At 59.7% G+C, this 23,937-nt stretch carries 23 protein-coding genes and 1 tRNA gene; 5 read left to right on the forward strand and 19 right to left on the reverse strand.

Going from position 1 to position 23,937, the window contains the following annotated elements:
• Position 1: 1 nt before the first annotated feature.
• Positions 2-89: transfer RNA gene (locus AACR93_RS16325), tRNA-Ser, on the forward strand.
• 105 nt (positions 90-194) lie between these two features.
• Here the strand turns inward: AACR93_RS16325 and ulaR are convergent.
• From ulaR to ulaG, 4 genes are all read right to left on the reverse strand, one after another.
• The gene (gene ulaR / locus AACR93_RS16330) at positions 195-953 is read right to left on the reverse strand and encodes an HTH-type transcriptional regulator UlaR (RefSeq protein ID WP_021229102.1); all 759 of its coding nucleotides are present in this window, start codon (positions 951-953) and stop codon (positions 195-197) included.
• A gap of 97 nt (positions 954-1,050) precedes the next feature.
• Complete coding sequence (locus AACR93_RS16335) at positions 1,051-1,923, reverse strand: L-ribulose-5-phosphate 3-epimerase (protein ID WP_043851365.1); 873 nt, start codon at positions 1,921-1,923, stop codon at positions 1,051-1,053.
• Between the two features lie 14 nt (positions 1,924-1,937).
• The gene (locus AACR93_RS16340) at positions 1,938-2,762 is read right to left on the reverse strand and encodes a Cof-type HAD-IIB family hydrolase (protein WP_043851366.1); all 825 of its coding nucleotides are present in this window, start codon (positions 2,760-2,762) and stop codon (positions 1,938-1,940) included.
• Positions 2,763-2,881: 119 nt separating this feature from the next.
• A complete protein-coding gene (gene ulaG / locus AACR93_RS16345; RefSeq protein ID WP_043851367.1) occupies positions 2,882-3,949 on the reverse strand; it encodes an L-ascorbate 6-phosphate lactonase in 1,068 nt (355 codons plus the stop codon).
• 512 nt (positions 3,950-4,461) lie between these two features.
• Between ulaG and AACR93_RS16350 the strand changes: the two genes are divergently transcribed.
• The 4 genes from AACR93_RS16350 to AACR93_RS16365 all read left to right on the forward strand — a co-directional run bounded on the left by AACR93_RS16350 (position 4,462) and on the right by AACR93_RS16365 (position 8,237).
• Positions 4,462-6,213, forward strand: a complete 1,752-nt coding sequence (locus AACR93_RS16350) for a PTS ascorbate-specific subunit IIBC (protein WP_043851368.1) — start codon at positions 4,462-4,464, stop codon at positions 6,211-6,213.
• Between the two features lie 44 nt (positions 6,214-6,257).
• Positions 6,258-6,734, forward strand: a complete 477-nt coding sequence (locus AACR93_RS16355; RefSeq protein WP_043851369.1) for a PTS sugar transporter subunit IIA — start codon at positions 6,258-6,260, stop codon at positions 6,732-6,734.
• 40 nt (positions 6,735-6,774) lie between these two features.
• Positions 6,775-7,467, forward strand: coding sequence for an L-ribulose-5-phosphate 4-epimerase (locus AACR93_RS16360; protein ID WP_042033037.1), 693 nt, complete (start codon positions 6,775-6,777; stop codon positions 7,465-7,467).
• Positions 7,468-7,592: 125 nt separating this feature from the next.
• Positions 7,593-8,237 (forward strand): 3-keto-L-gulonate-6-phosphate decarboxylase UlaD, encoded by a 645-nt coding sequence (locus AACR93_RS16365; RefSeq protein WP_043851370.1) that lies wholly within the window; start codon positions 7,593-7,595, stop codon positions 8,235-8,237.
• A gap of 62 nt (positions 8,238-8,299) precedes the next feature.
• Here the strand turns inward: AACR93_RS16365 and exeN are convergent, their stop codons facing one another.
• The 15 genes from exeN to AACR93_RS16440 all read right to left on the reverse strand — a co-directional run bounded on the left by exeN (position 8,300) and on the right by AACR93_RS16440 (position 23,934).
• Positions 8,300-9,067, reverse strand: a complete 768-nt coding sequence (exeN, locus tag AACR93_RS16370; RefSeq protein ID WP_043851371.1) for a GspN family type II secretion system protein ExeN — start codon at positions 9,065-9,067, stop codon at positions 8,300-8,302.
• A complete protein-coding gene (gene exeM, locus AACR93_RS16375) occupies positions 9,064-9,555 on the reverse strand; it encodes a GspM family type II secretion system protein ExeM (RefSeq protein ID WP_041208225.1) in 492 nt (163 codons plus the stop codon). The genes exeN and exeM overlap by 4 nt, the downstream gene beginning before the upstream one ends.
• Positions 9,552-10,736 (reverse strand): GspL family type II secretion system protein ExeL, encoded by a 1,185-nt coding sequence (gene exeL / locus AACR93_RS16380; RefSeq protein WP_156152988.1) that lies wholly within the window; start codon positions 10,734-10,736, stop codon positions 9,552-9,554. The genes exeM and exeL overlap by 4 nt, the downstream gene beginning before the upstream one ends.
• Before the next feature lie 114 nt (positions 10,737-10,850).
• On the reverse strand, positions 10,851-11,858 hold the full coding sequence (gene exeK / locus AACR93_RS16385; RefSeq protein ID WP_082044136.1) for a GspK family T2SS minor pseudopilin variant ExeK: 1,008 nt from the start codon (positions 11,856-11,858) through the stop codon (positions 10,851-10,853).
• Positions 11,848-12,591 (reverse strand): type II secretion system minor pseudopilin GspJ, encoded by a 744-nt coding sequence (gene gspJ / locus AACR93_RS16390; RefSeq protein WP_043851373.1) that lies wholly within the window; start codon positions 12,589-12,591, stop codon positions 11,848-11,850. Before gspJ ends, exeK begins: the two co-directional genes overlap by 11 nt.
• Positions 12,588-12,947 carry a GspI family T2SS minor pseudopilin variant ExeI gene (gene exeI / locus AACR93_RS16395; protein ID WP_033113033.1) on the reverse strand — a complete coding sequence of 120 codons (360 nt, stop codon included), beginning with the start codon at positions 12,945-12,947 and terminating at the stop codon, positions 12,588-12,590. The genes gspJ and exeI overlap by 4 nt, the downstream gene beginning before the upstream one ends.
• Positions 12,944-13,516 (reverse strand): GspH family T2SS minor pseudopilin variant ExeH, encoded by a 573-nt coding sequence (gene exeH / locus AACR93_RS16400; RefSeq protein ID WP_043851374.1) that lies wholly within the window; start codon positions 13,514-13,516, stop codon positions 12,944-12,946. Before exeH ends, exeI begins: the two co-directional genes overlap by 4 nt.
• A gap of 38 nt (positions 13,517-13,554) precedes the next feature.
• Positions 13,555-13,986, reverse strand: coding sequence for a GspG family T2SS major pseudopilin variant ExeG (gene exeG / locus AACR93_RS16405; RefSeq protein WP_041208232.1), 432 nt, complete (start codon positions 13,984-13,986; stop codon positions 13,555-13,557).
• A gap of 152 nt (positions 13,987-14,138) precedes the next feature.
• Positions 14,139-15,359, reverse strand: coding sequence for a GspF family T2SS innner membrane protein variant ExeF (gene exeF / locus AACR93_RS16410; RefSeq protein WP_043851375.1), 1,221 nt, complete (start codon positions 15,357-15,359; stop codon positions 14,139-14,141).
• 1 nt (position 15,360) lies between these two features.
• Complete coding sequence (gene gspE / locus AACR93_RS16415) at positions 15,361-16,866, reverse strand: type II secretion system ATPase GspE (RefSeq protein ID WP_041208234.1); 1,506 nt, start codon at positions 16,864-16,866, stop codon at positions 15,361-15,363.
• Positions 16,866-18,914: a GspD family T2SS secretin variant ExeD gene (gene exeD / locus AACR93_RS16420; protein ID WP_043851376.1), complete on the reverse strand. Its 2,049-nt coding sequence runs from the start codon at positions 18,912-18,914 to the stop codon at positions 16,866-16,868. Before exeD ends, gspE begins: the two co-directional genes overlap by 1 nt.
• A 22-nt stretch (positions 18,915-18,936) precedes the next feature.
• Positions 18,937-19,779 carry a GspC family type II secretion system variant ExeC gene (gene exeC, locus AACR93_RS16425; RefSeq protein WP_331428981.1) on the reverse strand — a complete coding sequence of 281 codons (843 nt, stop codon included), beginning with the start codon at positions 19,777-19,779 and terminating at the stop codon, positions 18,937-18,939.
• Between the two features lie 205 nt (positions 19,780-19,984).
• Entirely contained in the window at positions 19,985-20,671 is a 687-nt protein-coding gene (exeB, locus tag AACR93_RS16430; protein WP_043851378.1) for a GspB family T2SS assembly factor variant ExeB, read from the reverse strand.
• Positions 20,671-22,239, reverse strand: a complete 1,569-nt coding sequence (locus AACR93_RS16435; RefSeq protein ID WP_043851379.1) for an ExeA family protein — start codon at positions 22,237-22,239, stop codon at positions 20,671-20,673. The genes exeB and AACR93_RS16435 overlap by 1 nt, the downstream gene beginning before the upstream one ends.
• A 249-nt stretch (positions 22,240-22,488) precedes the next feature.
• The gene (locus AACR93_RS16440; protein WP_043851380.1) at positions 22,489-23,934 is read right to left on the reverse strand and encodes an HD domain-containing phosphohydrolase; all 1,446 of its coding nucleotides are present in this window, start codon (positions 23,932-23,934) and stop codon (positions 22,489-22,491) included.
• Positions 23,935-23,937: the final 3 nt, after the last annotated feature.

The following is a 23,937-nucleotide window of genomic DNA, read 5'->3' on the forward strand; positions in this document are numbered from 1 at the left end:
CGGAGGGGTGGCAGAGCGGCTGAATGCACCGGTCTTGAAAACCGGCGATGGGCGACCATCCGTGGGTTCAAATCCCACCTCCTCCGCCATATTCAAAGAGAAAGCCCAAGCGGTCACCCGCTTGGGCTTTTTCGTATCTGCGATTTCTGGCCTTGAACGAAGGCGCCGACAAAGCGCCCCGGCACTTTTATGTCCTAGACCAGAATGACCTGCACATTTTTGGCTTTGATCTGCTCGATAACCTCTTTATCCGCATCCTTGCCGGTGATCAGAATGTCGATCTTGCTGGCGGCGCAAAACAGCATGCCTGCCCGTTGCCCCACCTTGCTGCTGTCGGCCAGTACCACCAGTCGGCCGACGTGGTTGAGCATCTTCTGCTCTGCCATGGCGGTCAGCATATCCATCTTGTAGAGACCATCTGCGGTGACACCCTTGCCGCTGGTAAACATCCAGTGCCCGGCATAGAGGGAGGAGATCTCGTCCTGCGGTGCCAGGGTGATGGATTGCGACTTGTTGTATTGACCGCCGATGATCACCACGCCGTCATGGTCATTCTCGATCAGGTAGTTGGCGAGCGGGAAGTAGTTGGTGATGACCTGAACATCCTGTCCGCAGATCTCCTGACCCAGCACGAAGGCGGTGGAGCCACAGTTGATGACCGCGCTTTCCCCCGGTTTGATCAGGGCTGCTGCCGCCTGGGCGATGCGCACCTTTTCGCTGTGATTGAGGCTTTCATTGCTGTCGAGAGGAGACCAGTGGGCCTTTCTGGCCTGCATCAGGGCTTCGGCCCCGTTGCGCACCTTGCGCAGCTTGCCGGAATCATTGAGCTTGTTGATATCGCGGCGCGCAGTGGCCGGAGAAATATCAAAGGCTTGCATTATGCTGTTGACCGACAGATGACGTTTCTGATTGAGCAATTCCAAAATGGCGTTATGGCGATGTGCTTCTGTCATATCATGCCTGATGATGATTGAATCTGATTGGGTGGTGATTATATCGCGCATGGGTGTCGATGACAGCAACCTTGTTAACTCTTCTGATAACGGGCGTTCAGGCGATCGCCAGACCGGCTTGCCGAGCGTGTTCGACCAGTCGCCCCTTGGCCGTTTTCAGGTTGCTTGCCCACGCTTCATCCTTGGCCCACATCTCCAGCACCAGGGGGCCGTTGTAACCGATTTTTGCCAGAGTGTTGAAAATGGCGGCAAAGTCGACCTCTCCTTCGCCAATGACCAGATCACGGAACTGCCCGCTGCAACTGGCCGTTACCTTGCGGGTGTCTTTGAGGTGGATCTGCACGATATGGTCTGCACTCAATTGCAGCTCGGTGCAGGTGTCATAGTTCCAGCCGGTGATATTGCCGACATCCGGATAGGCCATGAAGTAGGGGGAGGGGATCTGCTTTTTCAGCACCTCGAATTTGCTGAGGGAGTTGAGATAGGGGGTATCCATGATCTCCACACCCAGCATGATGCCTGCCCGTTCCGCCATTTTGGCAGCCGCCTTCATCCCGTTGATGAAGTGGCGGTGGGTCTCATCGCTTTGCGGTTCGTAATAGACGTCGTAGCCTGCCAGCTGGATGCAGCGAATGCCGAGCTTGTACGCCAGATTGATCGCTTTTTCCATGATGATGGCCGCCTGTGCGCGGATGGCCGGATCCTGCGAACCAAACGGAAAGCGGCGATGGGCGCTCAGGCACATGGAGTGCAACGGCAAGCTGTGCTGCTCGCACAGGCGTCTGAGCCGATAGATTTCGCTATCTGACCAATCGAGCCGTTGCAGTTTTTCATCTGATTCATCAATGGATATCTCGATGAAATCAAAGCCAAGCTCCTTGGCCGACAGAATTTTCTCTTGCCACTCCAGTGCAGAGGGCATCGCTTTTTCATAAAGGCCGAGGCGTAAGGCATGGTCAAAGTGGTGCATACAAGCTCCTGCATTCAGATAGGGAAATAGCGGTTCAATACCTCGAGGATCCCGCCCTCGTCGTTGCTCTCGCAGGTGACCCGGTTGGCCATCTGCTTGACCTCCTGCTCGGCATTGGCCATGGCGATCCCCATCCCTGCGAGGCAGAGCATGGAGGTGTCGTTGTGGTTGTCGCCGATGGCGACCAGTCGCGCCGGGCTGATCCCTTGCTGGTCCAGATAATCCTGCAGTCGCGCTCCCTTGCTGTTGCCGCGGCGGGCAAAATCGACCCGATTGGCCCATGACTGCTCGCCACTGAAGTGTTCGCGTACCCAGGGGTGATGTGAGAAGGCCTGAATGGCGGTGATCTCTCCCTCGGCCACGAACTTCCAGACATGGCTGCTGTTGGCCAGCTCCTCTTCAAACGAGTCAACACTGGCTACCTGCGGCTGGATCGGCGGCGCAAAGCCGCTGGCCCACTGCTGCAGGGTCGCCACGTAGCGCACCGGCTGATGAGCGGAGTAGACCATGCGGTCAGTGACATACATGACGAGGTTGAGCCGGTGCTCCCTTGCCAGCGCGATAAAGCGTTGTGCCAGTTCATGGGGAATGGCGTTCTCTGCCAGCACGGCGCGCCGGTCGTAGTCGTAAACGTAGGTGCCGTTGCAGCAGATGATGGGAGTGGTCAGCCCCAGTTCGTGGTGATAGGGGTGGGCGGCTGTGTGGTGTCTGCCGGTGACCAGCATGACGGTGGCCTGCTCCTTGATCCTCATGATGGCCTCTTTGACGGCCGGCATGATGGTGTGAGCACTGGTCAGGGTGGTGCCATCGAGATCGAGGGCCAGGGCGTGATAGCGCATCGTCTGATCTTCTTGTTATCCGGTGAGGTGGGGGCAGTAGAGGGGGTGATTGAGATGACGCCTTGCTGGCCCATCTCCATCACCCTCCCTCGTATTACCCGACGTCTGACAGGGCGTGCTTACAGGAAGGATTTGTAAGGCAGCTCCGGCTCGTCGATGAAGATGTCATCGAACCCGCGCGGGTGCTGATAGTGCAGCTTGCTCTGGTCGGTCGGGAAGGTGTATTTGCCACCGACTTGCCAGAAGAAGGGGCTGAAGCGATAGCCGAGGCGATCCTTTTTCATGTTCCAGAGCACTTCGATCTCGCGGGGGTCGCTTTGGAAGTTGGCCCAGATATCGTGGTGGAACGGGATCACCACCTTGGTGTTGAGGGACTCCCCGGCCCGCAAGATGTCTGATGAGGTCATCTTGTCGGTCACGCCGCGGGGGTTCTCGCCATAAGAGAGCAGCGCCACATCGATCTGGTAGTCATTGCCATGCTTGGCGTAGTAGTTGGAGTAGTGAGAATCACCCGAGTGGTAGAGGTTGCCCCCGGATGTCTTGACCAGATAGTTCACCGCCCGATCATCCATGCCATCCAGAATGCTCTTGTCGGTGGAGGAGACCCCCGCCGGCAGGGTGACCAGCGCGGTACGGTCAAAGGCATCGAGTACCTGGATCACGATATCGCCCACCGGGATCTCGTCACCTACGCGGGCCACCACGCAACGCTCGGCAGGCACCCCCCAGCGCAACCAGAGGTCGACACAGGCTTTCGGGCCGATGAATTTCACATGCTCCCCACAGTTTTGCAGCACGGCAGCCGCCACATTGACGTCGATATGGTCGGCATGATCGTGGGTAGCGAGCACTGCATCGATATCTTTAATCCCGAAAGGATCGAGCACGAAAGGTGAGGTTCTCAGGTTGGGTTGCAGCTTGCGCACGCCCCCCATCCGCATCATCTGGTGCTGCTTGTTCATGTAGGGATTGCCATGGGTTCGCTTGCCCGTGCCGCACCAGAAGTCGATGGAGATGTTGGTATTGCCGGCAGACTTCAGCCAGATACCGGTGCAACCCAGCCACCACATGGCGAAGGTATTCGGTTTGACCTCTTCATGCTCAATCTCTTCATTCAGCCAGGTGCCCCACTCGGGGAAGGTGCTGAGGATCCATGATTCACGGGTGATTTCTTCAATCTTGCTCATCTCACATACCTTTCTGATTTGGATGGTTCACACAGTGGTGATTCATCGGGTGATGACATGACTTGCATGGTTGCGAGTCAGTGATTTGCTTTGATTGGTTGTGACTATATTACCCGTCCTTGTGATTATCAATGATTGCGGTGATTGTTTTGTGAGATTAATTGCGGCACATCACAATCAAGAGATGAGTATGTTTTTAAGTGGTTGTATTTATTGTGTTTACTTATTTTCCGCCTATTTATAGGGATTCTTTGAATCCTTTCATGCAGCTTTGAATACCCTTTTAACCGAAATTTCACATCCAGATGGTGGAAAAAAGAGATTCTCCCGACCTCGATCTTCATCACAATAAATCATGATGTGATTATGTATGATTATTTTGGATTTAATAGTGAGTGGTGGCAGTTGAATCTGCTCGCGGGGCGTCAGGTAAAGCAATGCCCATATGAATGGTGAGATGTCCGCACCAATCCAATAGCCATGAGTTGTCCTCATCTGGACGGAGCATAAATATGGAAACCCTCTACAACGCTTTTTACATCTTTTACAGTCAGGTGATGACCAAGGCACCCCTGCTGTTGGGGCTGGTGACCTGTATTGGCTACCTGTTGCTCAAGCAGGATGGCACGACGGTCGTCAAGGGCACCGTGAAGACCATCGTCGGTTTCATGCTGGTGCAGGTGGGCGCCAGTACGCTGGTGGCAGGCTTCAAGCCGGTGGTGGACAAAATTGCGGAATATCATCACCTCACCGGTTCAGTGATTGATCCCTACACCACCATGATGGCGACCATGGAAACCATGGGAGAGAACTACTCATGGGTCGGCTATGCGGTATTGCTGGCTCTTGCCCTCAATATTCTGCTGGTGTTGCTGCGGCGCTATACCGGGATCCGCACCATCATGCTGACCGGCCACATCATGTTTCAGCAGGTAGGCCTCATCGCGGTCTTCTATATGGTGATGGGGGCCTCGATGTGGGAAACCATCCTCTATTCCGCCGTTATCATGGCGCTCTATTGGGGGATCTCCTCCAACATCATGTTCAAGCCGACTCAGGAAGTAACCGGTGGAGCGGGGTTCTCCATCGGTCACCAGCAACAGGTCGCCTCCTGGATTGCCACCAAGGTGGCGCCGAAACTGGGCAATAAGGAAGAGAGCGTCGATCACCTGAAGCTGCCAAAGTGGCTGCACATTTTCCACGACAGCATCACGGCGACCGCCATCGTGATGACCATCTTCTTCGGTATCATCCTGCTCTCGTTTGGCCTCGATAATCTGCAACAGATGGCGGGTCAGACTCACTGGTCCATCTACATTCTCGAAACTGGTCTCAAGTTTGCGGTCGCCATTCAGGTCATCGTGGTGGGAGTGCGGATGTTCGTTGCCGAACTCTCCGAGGCCTTCAAGGGGATCTCCGAACGGGTCATTCCCAACGCCGTCCTGGCAATCGATTGCGCCGCTATCTACGCCTACTCGCCGAATGCCATGGTCTTTGGCTTCATGTGGGGGGCTATCGGTCAGTTCCTTGCTGTGCTTGCCCTGCTGGCATTCCAGGCGCCCATCATGATTATCCCAGGCTTCATTCCCATGTTCTTCTCCAACGCCACCATAGGGGTGTTCGCCAACCACTTTGGCGGCTGGCGCGCAGTGATGAAGATCTGCTTCGTCATGGGGATCATCGAGGTGCTTGGCTCTGCCTGGGCTATCCACCTGTTCGCGGTCAATGGCACCAGCTTCAACGGCTGGATGGGGATGGCTGACTGGGCGCTGGTATTCCCGGTGATCATGCAGGGCCTCTCGCTATCTTCCCTGTTCTTCGTGGTGTTACTGGCTGGGGCCGGGCTCTATATGTACTTCGCTTCCCGCACCCTGCGGATGGAGGAGGATATGGCTGTCCCGAGTGCTGACGTGGCAGAAGAAGCGGCCGATCAGCCAGCCTCGCCAGTCGAGAGTGCCAAAGGGGGACATGCAGTGCGGATCCTGGCGGTATGCGGTAACGGTCAGGGCTCATCCATGATGATGAAGATGAAGATCGGCAAGTTTCTCGAGCAGCGTGGCGTGCCCCATATCATGGACTCCTGCGCCGTGGCCGATTACAAAACCAAGCTGCAGACCACCGACATCATCGTCTCTTCCAAGCATCTGGCCGGCGAGATGAGCCCCGGTGAGGGCAAATTCGTGCTGGGCGTACAGAACATGCTCAACCCCAATTCGTTTGGTGATGAACTGCTGGGCATCATCAAGAACAACTTTGCAAATTAAGCCGATGAGCCTCGCTGCATGTGGCCGCGGGCAAGGAGAACAAGATGAAATTCAAACAATCTCTGATGGAAAACAACTCTGTATTGCTCAACGCGGCCGCCAGCGACTGGCGCAACGCCATCAAGCTGGGCACCGACATGCTGATCCGCTCCGGCGCCGTGGAGCCGCGTTACCACGATGCGATCATCGGCAGCATTGAAAAGATGGGGCCCTATATCGTGATTGCCCCCCAGTTCGCGATGCCCCATGCAAGGCCAGAGGATGGAGTCAATCGCACGGCGTTTGCACTGGTCACCCTGACCACGCCGGTGAAGTTTGAGGGGGAAGAGGAGCCGGTGGACGTGCTGGTGACGCTGGCGGGCAGCACCTCGGATGAACACATGGAGGGGCTGATGGAGGTGACTCAGGTGCTGGAGGATGAAAACAGCGAGAGCGGGATCAACCTCGACAAGCTGCGAGCGTGCCAGAGCACCGCAGATGTATTCAACGTCATTGATCAGGCGCTGGCGCAATTGGTCTGAGGCACCCAACGCGGCCCCGCAAGGGGCCCAGGAGAACGAAATGTACAACTCATTGAAAGAGGCGGTACTGGAGGCCAACCTGCTGTTGCCCCGATACGGTCTGGTTACCCTGACATGGGGCAACGTATCCCAGATAGATCGCAGCTTGGGCGTGGTGGCCATCAAGCCGTCGGGGGTTTCTTACGACAATATGACCGTTGACGATATCGTGGTGGTTGATTTGGCTGGCCAGATCGTCGATGGGCATTTATCCCCGTCCAGTGATACCGCAACCCATCTGGTTTTATATAAAGCGTTTAAAGGCATTTCCGGTATTGTGCACACCCACTCCCGTCATGGCACTATTTGGGCGCAAGCGGGAATGGATATTCCCGCCTTGGGTACCACACATGCCGATTATTTCTATGGCGATATTCCCTGCACCCGTCCGCTGACCGAAGATGAAATTCGCGTTGATTATGAAAAAAATACCGGCAAGGTCATTGTCGAAGAATTTCAGCGACGGGCGCTGGATCCGCAGGCCTTGCCAGGCGTGGTCATCACCGGTCATGCCCCCTTCTGCTGGGGCAAGAGTGCGGTGGATGCGGTGCACAATGCGCTGGTGCTGGAGGAGGTCGCCACCATGGCGCTGGCAACCAGAGCGTTGAATCCTGCCATCCATATTGCGCAGGAGTTGTCTGACAAACACTATTTCAGAAAACATGGTGAGAATGCCTATTACGGCCAGCGCTAATTAGTTGACCCGTTATTTAAATTGCCCATCTATTTATATTAGTGACGTCAGGTTACGGCCCTTTATCGACTTTAAATCAATGGGCCAATTCATTCTGCCAAGGTTTTAAATTGAGGAAATATAGTATGACCAAACCCATGTTACAGATTGCTCTGGATTCTACCGATCTTGCTACCGCCGTGGATATTGCCGATCGCGTCGCCAGTTATGTCGAAGTGATCGAGGTCGGCACTATTCTGGCTTTTGCAGAAGGGATGTCTGCGGTACGCACCATGCGCGAGCGTCATCCTGATCACATAATCGTGTGTGATATGAAGACCACAGACGGTGGTGCCATTCTGGCTCGCATGGCCTTCTCGGCCGGAGCTGACTGGATCACGGTATCGGCCGCCGCACATGTCGCTACCATTGCTGCCTGCAAGAAAGTTGCGGACGAGTTTGGTGGGGAGATCCAGATCGAGATCTATGGCAACTGGACGCTGGATGATGCCAAACAGTGGGCCGATATGGGGATCACCCAGGCTATCTATCACCGCTCGCGGGATGCCGAGCTGGCCGGGGTCAGCTGGACCCAGGCCGATTTGAGCAAGATGCGGGCACTCTCCGAGCTTGGGCTGGAGCTGTCGATCACCGGCGGTATCGTGCCGGAAGATATCCATCTGTTTGAAGGGATCCGGGCCAAGACCTTTATCGCCGGGCGGGCATTGGCATCGGAAAGCGGTCAGGCCACCGCCGAAGCGTTGCGCCGAGAGATAAGCAAATATTGGTAACTGGAGCAGGTTATTAGCGGATAAAGGCCCCGGAAATACTCCGGGGCCTTGTCGCAGCAGGGTTAGATCCGCCCCTGATAGCGCAGGGGGAAGCGGCCCTGACTGTCGGGCTGGCCGAGGAAGGGGAGCCCCTGCTGCATCTGCTCTGGCAGGGCCGGGCCCGGTTTCAGGCTGCCCTGAAACAGGTATTGGCCATTGGGTTGCAGCTCGAGGCGACCGCTGGTCTGTACCGCATCGGAGCCCTGCTTGAGCTCGGCAACCAGTCTGGAGTCGAGGCAGGTGAGTTTCACCTCGGGATCGGCCAGCTCCAGCTTGCCCGCCGGGGTATCGGCGCTGGCGTTATACCAGTCGAGGTTGCCGTAGAGGTTGTCACACCAGGGGTTGCCTTGGGCAAACTGATCCACCTTGAGTTGCAGCTGACCGGTGAGGGTGGCCGGGAAGGGGAGTGGCAGCGGGATGCGCGCCATTACCCAGGGGGCCGGGGCATTGAGGGTCAGGTCGCGGCCGAAGGCGGCACCATTCCAGCCGACAACGCCCTGACCGTTGAGGCCGTTACGCTCGCCAAAGCGAATGGCCACTTCGGGGGCGAAGCGTAGCAGTGACCAGCCATTGAGATCCCAGCGCAGCTGGCTGATAGATTCGCTGGCATATTGCAGCCGGGCGATCTGGCCGCTCCACAGGGTGCCGCTCACTCCTTCCATCTTCAGCAGGCTGGCAACGTTGGCTGGCAGCGGCAGATAGCGCACCACCTGCGCCGCAGGCAGGGTCGCCAGCAGGAAGATGAAGTAGGCTGCCAGAAACAGGCTGGCAATCAGGATGCGTTTTTTCATTGGGGGCGACTCAACTGCAAACGTCTGACCTTGACCAGACCCGGGGCCAGCTCCTCGCGGGCCAGCTCGATGATTTGAACCTGAATGCCGTGCTGCTCCACCAGGGTGGCGAGCCAGAGCAGCAGATCATCGAACGGAACCGTATCGATCCACACCTGCAGCTCCTGCCCCTGTGGTTGCAGGCGGGCAATCTTGATCTTGTGGTTGAAGGCGGTACGGTTGACGACCCCCTCCAGGGTGCCGCTGGTGTCTATCTGGCGACCCTGCCCCCCCTGCATGGCCAGCACCTCCTCCCCCTTCTCCTTGAGCCAGGCGAGGGTCTGTTGCTGGTTTTGCACCTGACGTTCGCGCTCGGCGATGCGGTTGTCGAGAGGATGCCAGACGCTCCAGTAGAAGAGGCCGACCAGCAGCAGGATGCTGCCTGCCACCACCAGTCGCTGTTCCCGTGCGGTGATGCCCTGCCACCAGCTCTGCAATTTTTCCATCATGATGATTTACCCTTGAGCACCAGCGCCCCTTCAACCTTGCCCTCGGTGCTGCGCACCTCGCCCTGCTGCACCTCGAAGCGCTTGCCCGCCAGCTCGCGGAACCGCTCTATCTCGGCAAAGCCGGGGGCGGTCACCTGCAGCCGCAGCTCGCGGCGGCTGGCATCAAAGCGCATTACCTGCGGCTTGAGGCCGGGCACTTCGGCAAAGGTGGGGGCCAGTTCGGTGAGCATCAGCAGCATGCCGTTTTGCGGTGCCTGACCCATCAGCCGCAGGTGCTGGGTCATCTGGCTGCGCACATTAACAATGCGGCTTTCGTTAGGGAAGATGCGGCTGTAGACCTGACGGATCTCCAGCTTGAGCGCCTTGTCCTGCTCTGCCAGCTGATGCAGCTGGACACCACGCTGGACGAGTGCCACCAGCAGCGAGAGGGCAGCGGTAATGGCCACCTTGCGCCACTGCAACCAGTAGCGGGCATATTCGGTCTGTGGCCGGTAGGGGCCGGTAAGCAGGTTGGCGCGGCAGGTGAGGGCCCCCTTGGCCAGCAGCAGCATGGGGAGCTCGGGCTCGGCCGGCTGCCAGTTGGCCGCCGTAATGGCGGGCGCCGGGGTATGGCTGTGAATGGTGACGGGTTCGGCTTCGGCGGCCAGCAAGATGGCCAGCAGCGACTCGTCGGCCACAATTCCCTGACAGCCGTTCTGGCGGATCAGCCACTCGGTACCGAGCTGCAGGGCAGACCAGCCCTCTGCAGCCTGCGGCAGTGCCAGCACATCGGGCAGCAGTTGCTGACTTCTAAGGCCGGCAGCGTCGAGCCAGCCGAGCCACTCGGCCATCTTCTGGCGATCCACCGCCATCAGATCGACCTGCGGGCCGTCGTGGGCCAGCACCACCAGATGCAGCTCATCCACGTCGGAGGCGATCTGCTCTTCAAGCAGATAGGGCAGGGCCGCCGCCGACTGGCGGTTGTAGCGTCCCGGCAGGGTGACGCGGCGGAAGATCAGATCGCTGCCCGGCACCAGGGTGACCACGGGGCGGCCGCCAGCGCGCTCCTGCAGCTCGCCCAGCGCGTCAGCTGAAGGGAGCTCGCCGGAGGCGATGATCTCCTGCTCCTGACTCGACCAGACCAGCCAGGCGACCGGTTGTTGTTTGGTGGTCCCCAGACGGATGACCAGACTCTCGCTCACGCATCTCTCTCCTGCGATACCGGTTCGCGCGGGCCAGGCCAACGCAACCGGTGCGCAGCCCGCAGGCTGCATCCAATGTTTGCCCTGCCGGGAGTCGCTCCCGTCAGCGCTTGTTTATTCGGCGCCGCTATTGAGGCGGCGCAGCATGACCAGCTTGTTATCCTTGCCCCGCTGGAAGATGCTCTCCAGCCAGGCACGACTGTCGCCGATTTCGGCGACCACGCGGGCCTCGAAAAAGTCGCTCTTGACCACCAGCGCCTCCTTGAGCCCCTTGACGGTTTCAAGAGGTATGGGCAGCTGATCCGTCATCAGCTTGCTATCTTTCCACCCCTTTTTTGGCCGCTCGGTCAGTACCCGCTTGGCGTCATCGCTGCCAATCTTGCCCAGATAGAGCGCAGCCAGCAGCTCGGGGCGTTCCGGCAGCAGGGTGTTGATATTGATCTTCAGTTTGTCATTGGGCAGCGTGCAGACATAGGGGGCCAGTTTGGCATAGACCCTGGCCGTTACGCCGCGCACCGCCCGCAATTCATCCTTGCCCAGCATCCACTGGTTGGCGGTGAGGTAGGGAGGCTTGAGCCCCTCGTAGTAGGCATCCTCGGCGCCGAGGCTGGAGACCAGCACCGTATCCTTGTCTGTCCAGTCGCGAATGGCGTCGGTGAGCTGGGCCGCCTCGTAATCATCCATCGCCAGCTCCTTGAGCAGGGCGCGAAACACCTGCACCGGATAGGGCTGCTGTTCCAGCTCTTCCCCGTTGTTGCCCGCCTGATTGGGTACGCTCAGGCTGTTGAGGTTGAAGCAGGATTGCAGGTCGGTCACCTCGCCCTTGAGCTGGCCATCATCGACCGGAAACACCGTGTTCTTGCTGGCCCACTTCTGGCCGAGGCTCACCACCTCGGGGTCATCCTTGAAATCCTGCGCCAGCACCTTGCTCACCAGCGCTTCCGCCGAGAGGGCATACCACCAGGCTTGCTTGCCGGCGGTGACATTGCTGGTGCGGCGCAGCTCGAGCTGCAGACGGCCGCTCATGTTGCTGGCGATGATCACCATCACCGAGAGGATCAGCAGCACCACCAGCAGGGCCATGCCGCTCTGGCGACCGGGGCGTACAGGGTTAGTTCGCATTGGCGCTCCCCCCGTTCTGGTTGCTGCCATTGCTGTTGCTGCCGCTGTTATTGCCGTTATTGCTGTCGCCGCCCGGATTGGGATTGCTGCTCTGGCTGTTCTCTTCGGCGCGCTGGCCGCCGGCACCAATCAGAAATTGCCGGCGAATGGTGCCGTAATCTTCCAGATCCAGCTCGACCGCGAGCCCGTAAGGGAGCACGCTGCGCTGGGTCCACTCCTCCTTCCAACTTCCCTTGTCGTAGAAGTAGAGGCGAAAGGCGGTGACGCCGGTCAGAAGCGGCTGGGTGCGCGGCTCGGTGCCGATCACCGGATCCGGATAGAGGTAGCTGAGGCGCTCCAGCTTCTGATCCTTGAGTCGCCAGCCGACCCGCTGCAGATGGGAGCGGGGCAGCATGCCGTCCGGGTTGAGCCAGCCGCTGCGCATAAAGGCCATGCCCCAGTCATCGCTCTGCTGGCCAAAACGGGAGGCGGCCAGCAGCACCTTGTTGTTCTCTCCCTCGATGCGGCCGCTGCGCGGCACCATCTGGGTGACATCCCGCTCCAGCAGGGTGAAGGCGAGCTGCAACTCGGAGAGGCGGGCCTCCTTGCGCTTGGCTACCTCGTCGCTGGTGAGCACCCCCTGCAGCACCTGATAGGCGCCCATGCTGAGAGTGGCGAAGATGGCGATGGCCACCAGCATCTCCAGCAGGGTAAAACCACGGTGACGGGAAGGGCGGGTGTTGCTCGGGCTCATCGGTTGATATAGGTCCGCATCATGGCGATCGGGTTTTCGGCCTTGGCCTCGGTGCGTACTTCCATCTCAAGCGCCTTGAAGTTGCTGTCGCTGGTCGCGACGCCGCGATAGCGCCAGTACCAGGTCTGCCCGGCCATCTGCTCATCCCCTTCTACCCAGCTGTCGCCGGGCCACTTGTTCTCGAGCTTCTGCTGTACCAGCTGGTTCTCCACCACCCAGGTGGCGAGGGTCTTCTCTTCCAGATAGTTGAGGGCCGAGAGGTGCTCGCTGGCGGTCTTCATCACCGCGAGACCCGCGATGGCAAAGACGGCCAGCGCCACCATCACTTCGAGTAGTGTCATACCGCGGGCGTTCACTCTGTCACCTCTTCATCCTCATCGCCGGTGAGCAGGGTCAGGCGGCCGAACTCGTCCCCCTTGACGATGCGGGTGTAGCGCACCTCGTCATCCTGCTGGCTGAAGGTGAGGGTAAAGGGAGTCAGCTCGCCACCGGGGAAGATAAGGAGCTGCGGGGTGCGCTCCTTGTCATCCCGCTTCTTCTCGCGCTCTTCATCGGGATCGGGCTGCCAGCCAAATCCCTCCAGCTCCAGGGTCAGCACCATGTTCTCCGGCAGTTGCACCTGACCCAGCTGCTTGTCACCGGTCAGGGCCAGCCACTTGCGATCCTTGGCCTGACGCTGCATGAACTGCCAGCCATTCTCCTCGACGCGAATGCCCACCAACCGGCCATCCATCACCGCGTACTCCTGCGCCAGCTGCAGGGTTGCCATCAGGCGGCGCGCCTGCTTGTCGATCTCCCTGTCACCTTTTGCGCCACCCATGCTGAGGGTGACGGCGGTGGCCACCAGCCCCATCAGCATGGCGACCAGCAACACTTCCAGCAGGGTAAAGCCGGATTGGCGGTGAGAGGAGAAAGCGGACTTCATGCAGTCAGCTCACAATGAGTGCGGTGAGGAAGCATCACTTATTGGAAATCCTTCAGGTTCCAGTTGCCGATGTCGTCATCGGTACCGGCTTCGCCATCCTGACCCATGGAGAAGATGTCGATCTTGCCGTACTGGCCCGGGCTTAGCAGCTGATACTGGTTGCCCCAGGGATCTTGCGGCAGGCGCTTGATGTAGCCGCCATCGCGGTAGCTGCGCGGCGCCGGGTCGATGGAGGGTTTGGTCACCAGTGCTTCCAGACCCTGTTCGGTGGTCGGGTAGCGGTTGTTGTCCAGCTTGTACATGTCGAGGGCATTTTCCAGCGCCACGATATCGGAGACCGCTTTCTGCTGGTCAGCTTTCTCCTTGTTGCCCATCAGGTTGGGCACCACCAGACTGGCCAGAATGCCGAGGATCACGATGACCACCATGACTTCCAGCAGGGTAAAACCGGATTGACGACGCTTTTGCATTACTTTGACTCCCTCACAGATGAGATGGCATAAACCATCGACGATTGATTGTTAAACCGCGATCGTTCGATTACGCCTGTCGGCTAATCGAACCTACGAGGTCGATTGGATTGGTAGATTCGAATAGGGTCGCGTATTCGGACATCCGAACCTTACATATTCACCATATTGTTCAGTTCCAGGATCGGCTGCAGGATCGACATCACGATAAACAGCACCACCCCGGCCATGGAGACCACCAGCATGGGTTCGAACACCCCGAGGGCGATGTTGACCTGGGATTCAAACTCCCGATCCTGGTTGTCTGCCGCCCGCTCCAGCATGCTGTCGAGCTCGCCGCTCTGTTCGCCGGAGGCGATCATGTGCAGCATCATGGGCGGGAAAATCTTGGTCTCGGTCAGCGACTTGCGCAGACTGGTCCCCTCGCGCACCCGTTCGGCAGCCTCGAGAATGCGCATTCTGGCAAAGTCGTTGGAGAGCACTTCGCCGGAGATCTTCATCCCCTCCAGCAGCGGCACCGCACTGGCGTTGAGGATGCTTAAAGTACGGGCGAAGCGGGCGGTGTTAAGACCGCGGCTGACCCGGCCAATCACCGGCAGGCCGAGCAGCACCTGATGCCAGCGCCGACGGCGCTTCTCATCGGTGAGCCACCAGCGCCAGACAAAGCTGGCGATAAAGAGCAGCAGCAGGAACCAGAGGCCATAGGCCTGCATCAGCTCGCTGGTACCGATGAGAAAACGGGTGGTGCCCGGCAGCTGCTGGCCCATGTGTTCAAACTGGGCCACCACCTTGGGCACCACGGCGGTGAGCAGGATCGATATAACCCCGATGGCGACGCAGGTGAGCACGATGGGGTAGATCATCGCCTGCAACAACTTGGTGCGCATATGCTGGCGCTGCTCGGTGTAGTCGGCGAGGCGGTTGAGCACCTTCTCCAGATGACCCGACTTTTCACCGGCCGCCACCATGGAGCGAAACAGCTGGTCGAACACATGGGGAAAAGCCCCCAGCGAGTCGGCCAGCGAATACCCTTCCACCACCTTGCTGCGCACGGTCGCCACCAGACTGCGCAGGTGAGCTTTTTCGCACTGCTCGGCCACCGCCTTGAGCGCCTCTTCGATGGTGAGACCGGCCCCCACCAGGGTCGCCAGCTGACGGGTGATCAGGGCCAGCTCGGCAGTGGAGGCGCCACGCCGGAACAGGGCGAAGCGGGTCGCCTCCCGTTTCGCCTTCTCGGTGGTCTCGTTTACCTCGAGCGGGGTGAGCCCCTGCTCGCGCAGCAGCTGGCGAACCTGACGGGCCGAGTCGCCCTCCATCACGCCGCTCTTGCTGTGTCCCTTGCCGTCGAGGGCTTTGTATTCGAATGCCGCCATCTCAATCTTCCCGGGTCACGCGCAGCACCTCTTCGAGGCTGGTCTGCCCCTTGAGTACCTTGTCGATGCCATCGCGGCGGATGCTGGGGGTGTGGCCGCGGATCAGCCGCTCGATGGCCATCTCGCCGCTGGCGCCATGGATCGCCTCGCGCACCGCCTCATCGACCACCACCAGTTCATGGATGCCGGTCCGACCGCGATAACCGGTGTGGTTGCACTGCTCGCAGCCCACCGCATGCCAGATATGCTGATCCGGCTCCAGTTTGATCCCCATGGAGAGGCGCTCCTGCTCGGTGGCCGGACGCGATGCGCGGCAATCGGGGCAGAGGGTGCGCACCAGCCGCTGGGCCAGTACCGCCAGTAGCGATGAGGAGAGCAGGAAGGGCTCGATCCCCATGTCCCGCATCCGGGTGATGGCGCCGATGGCGGTGTTGGTGTGCAGGGTCGACATCACCAGGTGACCGGTGAGCGATGCCTGCACCGCGATCTGGGCGGTCTCCAGATCTCGAATTTCCCCCACCATCACCACATCCGGGTCTTGACGTAAAATGGCGCGCAGGCCGCGGGCGAAGGTCATGTCCACCTTGCTGTTGACCTGGGTCTGCCCCACCCCTTCGAGGTCATATTCGATGGGATCTTCCACCGTCAAAATGTTGCGATCCCGCGAGTTGATCTCGGAGAGCGCCGCATAGAGGGTGGTGGATTTACCGGAACCGGTCGGGCCGGTGACCAGAATGATGCCGTGGGGCTTGCGGATAAGCTCGCTGATGATGCTGCGGTTGCGCGCCGTCATGCCGAGCTGCTTGAGCTCGAGGCGAATGGTGTTCTTGTCGAGCAGACGCAGTACCACCCGCTCGCCGTAACTGGAAGGCATGGTGGAGACCCGCACATCGACGGCGCGACCGCCGATGCGCAACGAGATGCGGCCATCCTGTGGCACCCGCTTCTCGGCGATATCCATCCGCGACATGACTTTGATCCGCGAGACCAGGAGCGAGGCCAGCTTGCGATGGGGACGCAGGATCTCCCGCAGCACTCCATCGATGCGAAACCGGATCACCAGCGCCCGCTCGAAGGTCTCGATATGGATATCGGAGGCCTCCTCCTTGATCGCCTCGCTCAACATGGCGTTGATAAGGCGAATGATGGGGGCATCGTCATCGGCATCCAGCAGGTCTTCGCTCTGGGGCAGCTCTTCGGCCAGGGCAAAGAAGTCCATCTCGTTGCCGAGATCTTCCATCAGCTGGCGCGCCTCGGAGGAGTCACGCTGATAGTGGGCCATCAGCAGCTCTTCGAAGGCGTCGTTGTCAAGTTGCTCCACCGCAAAGGCACAGCCCGCCACCCGGCGAACTTCCAGCAGGGTCTGCGGGGTGACGCCGGTACGGCACTGCAGCACAGGTGCGCCGTCACGCTCGCTGAGGATCACCCCGAAGTTGCGGGCAAACGCAAAGGGGAGCTCGGGCAGCGGGGGAGGCAGGTTGCTCCCGTCGAGATGATAGGCACTCATCAGGGGCGGCTCTGCACAAAGGGTGTGGTGCTTTCTACAGCGCTCTGCTGGCGAACCTTCATCTGTTCAACCTGCTTTTGTACTTCCTTTTGCAGCTCGGGCGACATCATTACATCCTGACCATAAGCCGGCAGTACCTGGCGTTTGGGCGAGGTGAGATAACCCTCCTGGGCGGCCGCATCCAGCTGTTCGGCCCGGAACAGGGAGTACTTGTTGCTGGAGATGCCGGAGTAGACGTCGGCATCGCGCAAGATGGTGGGCCGGATAAAGACCATCAGGTTGCGTTTCGAGGTGCTGTTGGAGGTGGAGCGGAACAGGTAACCCAGCACCGGAATATCACCGAGCAGCGGTACCTTGGAGACCTCTTCCTTGGTCTGCTCATCCATCAGGCCACCCAGCACCACGGTTTCACCACTCTTCACCAGCACGGCATTCTTCACGGTGCGGGTATCAAAGGTTGGACCGAGATCGGCCGTGCCCGAGGCTTGGGTTTTGGCTACGCTGGAGACCTCCTGCTCGATGGTGAGCAGCACCGAATCCCCTTCGTTGATTTGCGGAGTAACGGTTAGCTTGGTACCGACCGTCTTGCGCTCGATGGTGTTGAAGATGTTGTCGCCGGAAGTGGAGCTCTGTGAACCGGTCTGGACTGGTACCTCCTGGCCCACGTTGAACGATGCCTCCTTGTTGTCCATGGTGACTATGCTCGGCGTGGAGAGAATATCGTTCTTGGTATTGGAGGCGAGCGCCGTAGCCAGCATGACCCAGTCGCCGTGATAGAAACCGGCGGCCATCCCGTTGAAGCCTTTGAGCAGTTCTTTGGCTCCGTCAGAATTGCCATTCTGGTAATCCTTGCCTGCCGCAATGGCGCCGCCAAGTGGCAGGTTGGTGTTGTTAAACTGGGTACCACCACCATTGGCATTACCCCACTGAACGCCGAGGTTGAGGCCATCGCCATCCTGCATCTCGACGATGATCGCCTCTACCAACACCTGGGCACGGCGAATATCGAGCTTGGCGATCACCTGCTCCAGTTCTGCCATCACATCGGGCTGGGCGGTGATGACCAACGCGTTGGTGGTTTCATCGGCAGAGATGGCCAGCTTGCCACCGCCGATACTGCCGCCACCGCCCATGGAGGCCGCGTTGCCGCCCCCCTTCTTGTCCGCTTCGATGCTGGAGCTGACCCCCTTGAGGACATCCACCAGATCCTTGGCCTTACCATATTTGAGGTAGAAGACCCGGGTATTGCCCTGGCTCTGCAGGTCGCGGTCGAGCTGGCGTACCATCTGGATGATGCGGGCGCGTGCTTTCGGTTCACCACTGACCACCACCGAGTTGGTGCGCTCGTCGGCGACCACCTTGGGGGCCAGCAGCAGGCTGGTGGTGCCCCCTTGCGGGTTGTTATCCTTGTTGAGATTGGTCACCAGCCGCACGATTTCGCCAGCCGAGGCGAACTTGAGCTTGATGATGTCCACATCCTGATCGCCAGCACGGTCGACCCGGTTGACTACCTCCACCAGCCGGTTTACCACGGCGGCGCGGCCGGTGATGAGCAACACGTTGGAGGGCTCGTAGTGCACCACGTTGCCGCCACCGGCGTTATCGTTGAGCTGACGCAGCAGAGGGGCCAGTTCGCGCACCGAGACGTTGCGCACCGGTACTACCCGGGTCACCATCTCATCGCCGGAGCCCGGGTTACTGCCATCCACCACAGGAATGGCAGAGGTCTTGGCATCGCGCGAGCGCAATACCTTGAGCACGCCGTTATCCATCGGCACCACGGCAAAACCGTAGACGTCGAGCACGCTCAGGAAGAACTGGTAGTACTGCTCCTCGTTGAGCAGGTCGTAGCTGCGGACGTTGATCTTGCCGCGCACCGAGGGCTCGATGATGATGGTCTTGTTGAGATTCTTGCCCACCGTGTTGATGAACTCTTCGATATCGGCGTTCTTGAAGCTGGCCGAATACTCGGTGGCCCAGGCTGATCCTGCCATCATCAGTGCCGCCGCTATGGTGGCCAGACGCCAGCCTTTCCCTTTATTGGTCATTCTTGGTACGACTCCAAAATCATTATTCTGACAAGCGAACATAGACATCGAACTGTTCACCCTGCCGCTCGACGGTCACTGTCAATTCGGTAGCACCAGCCAGCTGCTGCATCGCCTGCATGGCCTGCATGTTGTCACGCAGATCCAGGCCGTTGATGCTGATGGCCAGATCATTGGCCTGCAGCCCGCTCTGGTTGAAGAGTTCCGGATTGTTGCCCGGATTGAGGCGATAGCCCGCCAGGCGGCCATCCACCTGAACCGGTGAAATATTGAGGTAATCGGTGATCTTGCCGGGATCGCTCATCAGCTCGTTGCGCACGGAGGAGAGCGGAGCGTTACCGCCTTGTTGGGGCAGGGGCTTGCCGTACTCTTCGCCATCGAGCATCAGGGTTTCGTCCCGGCCATCGCGCTCTATGATGACCCGGTCGGGGTAGACCTGACGGATCCGAGCCTGGGTGCCGTCGATGAGATCCCCCACGCTGTAGGAGTTCTGGATCCCCGACATGGCGATGATGGCGATCGATTTGGCCGGATCGGAGCTGGCTAGCACGCCGTTGAGCTGGGCATTGAGCTGGGTTCGCGGTGCGTTGGCGGCGACCTCCTTGATCTGTTGCACCTTGGGGATTGCCTTGCCAAACAGGGAGAGGCGGCTTACTTCACCAAGTTCAAGACGGGGAGCACTTTGGCCCACAGTTGCAATGACGGAGGGCTGCCACGGCTGACTGCTCTGGGGCGTGGCCAGGGCGAGCAGACGCCAGGTGAGGTTGGCACACTGCTGGGCCAGCAGGATCAGCAATAGCAGAAAGACCGCCTGAGTGATGCGGGCCATGGGCAGCCGCCGGCACTGGGCCAGCAGCTTGATCAAGATCTCATCCCTGGATGGTCGGGTCATGTTCGTCAACATTGTTTCGGGCTTTGGTGCAGCTGGCTATTGTGTACGGCGAGCCGTTTGGACACAACGTTCGAGCGGTTGCAATCGGCAAAACTTGATATTTCATCACACCTTGAGCGTTCCATTGCTTATTAAAGAGGCAACCAAGTGCCTGTCAGCACCCTGGTTGTGGCGAATCTCAACCCTGCCAATCCTGCAGCGCCTTGAGGGTGACACTCTGGCCACCCACATCCAGCACCATGTACTCCTGAGCGATGGAGGCCAGGCGCACCCCGGGGGCAATCTCGCTCCCCTCCCGGTATTCACGGCCATTGAGCACTACCGCCCGTTTGGCAGGGTTGGATGAAAACACATGGGAGCCATAGCTGAATGCAGGCACCTGTTGGCGGATCGAAAGCGGCGCGGCATTAAGCGGCATCAGCTGGGCCGGCTGCACGCTTTGGGGCACAGTACCTGACTCCTGTTGCAGCGGTGTTTCGTTGAGGGCGCGCATCAGCTGCTCGGCCAGAGTTGGTCGATTGGCGGCCGGGTTACTGGTGGCGGCTACAACCTTGGGCTGCTGCACCACCGGCTCCGGCAGGGGAGGCGGCAGCGGCCGTGTCACCATCGCCTTGGGCTCTACTCGCACAAAGGGCGGGGTGACCACCTCTTTCACTTCGACCTTCTCCTCGATGGGGCGCAGGTGGATCAGGTGCCAGCCATAGTTGGCGCCAGCGCCGAGCAGCAGGGCGAGCGGAGCGAGCAGCCAGACGAGGCGGCGGGATGTCCGCGCCTCTTCGCGGGGCATGGCAAGCCCCATGGCGGGGATATAGGTTTGTGGCTGCGGTTGCTGTGCGCGGTGCAGCGCCTTGAGCAGGGTAGACATCAGGAGGCCTCCTCCAGTCTGGGCATGGGTTCACCGGAGAGGGCGTTGAGGCGCAGCAGGGTATTGCTGCCGGCGATGCCGTCAGGGTTGAGCCCCTGATCCCGCTGGAACTGCTGCAGTTTGTTCTTGAGCTCGCCATCGAAGCGGCGCACCTTGCGCTCGGGCTGTTGCAGCGCGCGGCTCAGGGCATTGTCGAGCCACTGGATCTGGGCCTGCCCCGCATTGTTACCGATCAGGCTGGCGCCCCCCTTGGGCATGCGCCAGAGCAGGGTGTAACTGCCGCCCCAGTTGTCGCTGAGCCACTGTCTCTCAACCTGCCAGCTCTGGTTGCCGATCATCAGACGCGCCTGCTTGGGGCCGAGAGTGACCAAGGTGGCGTAGTAGATGCCGCCCGTCTCGTCGGTAAGACTGACCATGGCGGGGTATTGCAGATTGCGCAGCTCGTCGAGGCTCGCTTCCCCCTCCTGACAGCGCAGGCCGGCGCGGGGGGCGTTGTCGCAGGTAGCATCCTCCAGCTCGGGCTCGTAGCCCCAGACCCGGTAGAGATTCTGCATTGCGCCCTCGGGGTCGAGCGCCTGATTGATCGCCTCGGTAAGCTGCTCCTGCTGCTCGGCGGTCTCATCGACGGTAACTGGTACCTCGACCTTGACCACCGGCCGGGTGGGGAAGACGCCGAAGAACTGCCAGCCCCACCAGCCCGCAGCTACCAGCAGGGCGCCAGCCAGCGAGACCGCAAGGCCCGAGAGCCAGCTCCCCTCGTCGCGGATCCCGCTCACCTCAAAGGCGGCCTGACTGATGTCGCCATGGACAATTTTGTAGCTGCCACGGGCGAAGGCGGCGATCAGGGCGCGGTCGCAGATGAGGTTGATAAGACGGGGGATGCCACCGCTCAGGCGGTGGAGGGTCTGGATAGCTTTTGGGGTAAAAATGGGCTGCACGCAGCCGGCGACCTGCAGCCGGAAGCGAACATAGGCATCGACATCGCCAGCACCCAGGGGCAGCAGGTGGTAGCGAGCGGTAATGCGCTGGGCCAGCTGGCGCAGCAGGGGCTGGCGCAACATCTGCTGCAGCTCTGGCTGACCGATCAGCACCACCTGCAGTAGCTTCTTCTCGTCGGTTTCGAGGTTGGTCAGCAGACGCAGCTGCTCCAGCACCTCTGGCAGCAGATGCTGGGCCTCATCCACCAGCACCACGCTGCGCTTGCCTGCCGCCAGATTGGCCAGCAGGTGGTCGCGAATAAGGTCGAACAACAGCTTGATCCCCGCCTCGGTCGGGTAGGCAAGCTGAAACTCGTCACAGATGGCCGCCAGCAGATCCCGCTCGGTCAGCGAGGGGTTGAGGATATAGGCGATCTCGGTCTCGGCGGGCAGCTGTTGCAGAAGGCAGCGGGAGACGGTGGTCTTGCCGGTGCCGACTTCGCCGGTCAGTAGCACAAAGCCGCCGCCATCCTGCAATCCATAGCTGAGATGGGCCAGAGCCTCCCCGTGCCGCTCGCTCATATAGAGATATTTGGGATTGGGCGAGATGGAGAACGGGTGTTCCGAGAGGCCAAAGAACTGTGTGTACATGAGGGATTCTTTTGTGACCAATTACAGGTAAAAAATGTCTCCGGATGATAGCAAACCTCGCACTCATTGGAAGCTATCCGAGTGGACAAGAGACAAATGACGGCACTTTCCCTTCATCTTGTGATCCAGAGTCGGGATTGTGCCGCTCAAATGGTCAAAAAATAGCGGTGATTTGCAAAAATAAGTTTATTGTCAACAGCTTGGGGAGGCGAAGTTTTCACCTGTCGGTTCGTTAACGGGTTTGCCGACTCAGCGATGATCCTGAAATTTGGCCGCTATCTCCTTGAACTGCGCCTCGCAGGCGAGAAACGCCTTGACTATGTTCGGGTCGAAGTGACTGCCGCTTCCTTTCACGATGATCTCCTTCGCTTCCTCATGGCTGAAGGCGGGTTTGTAGACCCGCTTCGAGATGAGGGCATCGTAGACATCCGCCACCGCCATCAGCCGCCCGGAGAGGGGAATAGCCTCACCCGCCAGCCCTGCCGGATAGCCGCTGCCATCCCACTTTTCGTGGTGGGTGAGGGAGATCTCCCGCGCCAGCCGCAGGAAGGAGTTGGAGCCCAGCTGCGCCTCGGCGCTCGCCAGCGCATCAGCACCGATCTGCGGGTGGCGCTGCATGATGGCGAACTCCTCATCGGTCAGCTTGCCCGGCTTGAGCAGGATGGCGTCGGGAATGCCCACCTTGCCCACATCGTGCAGCGGGGCTGATTTGAACAAAAGATCGATGGTGGCATCATCCAGTGGATAGCTATCCCAGTTGCTGAAGCTCAGATGCTCCGCCAGCGCCTTGACGTAGTGTTGGGTACGGATGATATGGGCGCCGGTCTCGTTGTCGCGGGTCTCCGCCAGCGAGGCGAGGCCGAGGATGGCCACATCACGGGTGAGGTTGAGCTCGTCGCTGCGGGATTTCAGCTCGCCGATCATCTGATTGGTGCTGGCGGCGATAAGGCCAAACTCGTCATCCCGGGTGACCGGCACCCGGGCATCGAAGTCACCGCATTGCACTCTGGCCATGGTGCTGGTCTGGTGGCGCAGGGAGAGGCCAAGGTTGCGGCCGTAGCCGTGAATGATGAGGGCGAGATAGCTGAAGGTCACCGTCATCACGAAGGCGATCTCCCACAGGATGTAGTGCTGGGCCTCGACTCTCGGCAGGCTGCGCTCCACCGTCACCAGCCACTCCAGATCTTTGTTGAACAGCAAGAAGAATACGCACCCCAATAAGGTGAGGGTTGCCAGGGTAAAGAGGGTGAACTTGCGTGGCAGCGGCATGGCCAGCGGATGGCTCAGTGCCAGGCTCTGCTCGGCTTGCCGTGCTCTGGCCCGATGCCAATCCCGCTCCAGAGTGAGGTCGGCCGCCACCAGAAAGCCGAGGGTGGTCATCCCCAGCAATACCTTGAGGTGACTCTCCAGCGGAAAGTCGTGTGCCAGGGCGTTGTAGCCCGAGAGCAGCAGTGCTCCCAGCAGGTAGAAACCTACCTCCAGTCCGAACCCGTCCAGCCCGTTACGCGGCAGGGGCCGCCTTGAGAGCAGCCGGTTGCGCACGGCGAACATGATGGCGAACGTCACCAGGGTCGGCCCCAGCAGCTGGGGCAGGGTGAGGCTCTCAAGAAACGGGCAGACCTGCCAGCCATAGAGACAAAAGAGTGACAGGGTTACCCCGTAGTGCAGGGCGCAGCGCCCCGAGATTCTCATCATGAT

Origin of the sequence: Aeromonas sp. L_1B5_3, assembly GCF_963866575.1 — a bacterium.
Taxonomy (GTDB): Bacteria; Pseudomonadota; Gammaproteobacteria; order Enterobacterales; family Aeromonadaceae; genus Aeromonas; species Aeromonas jandaei.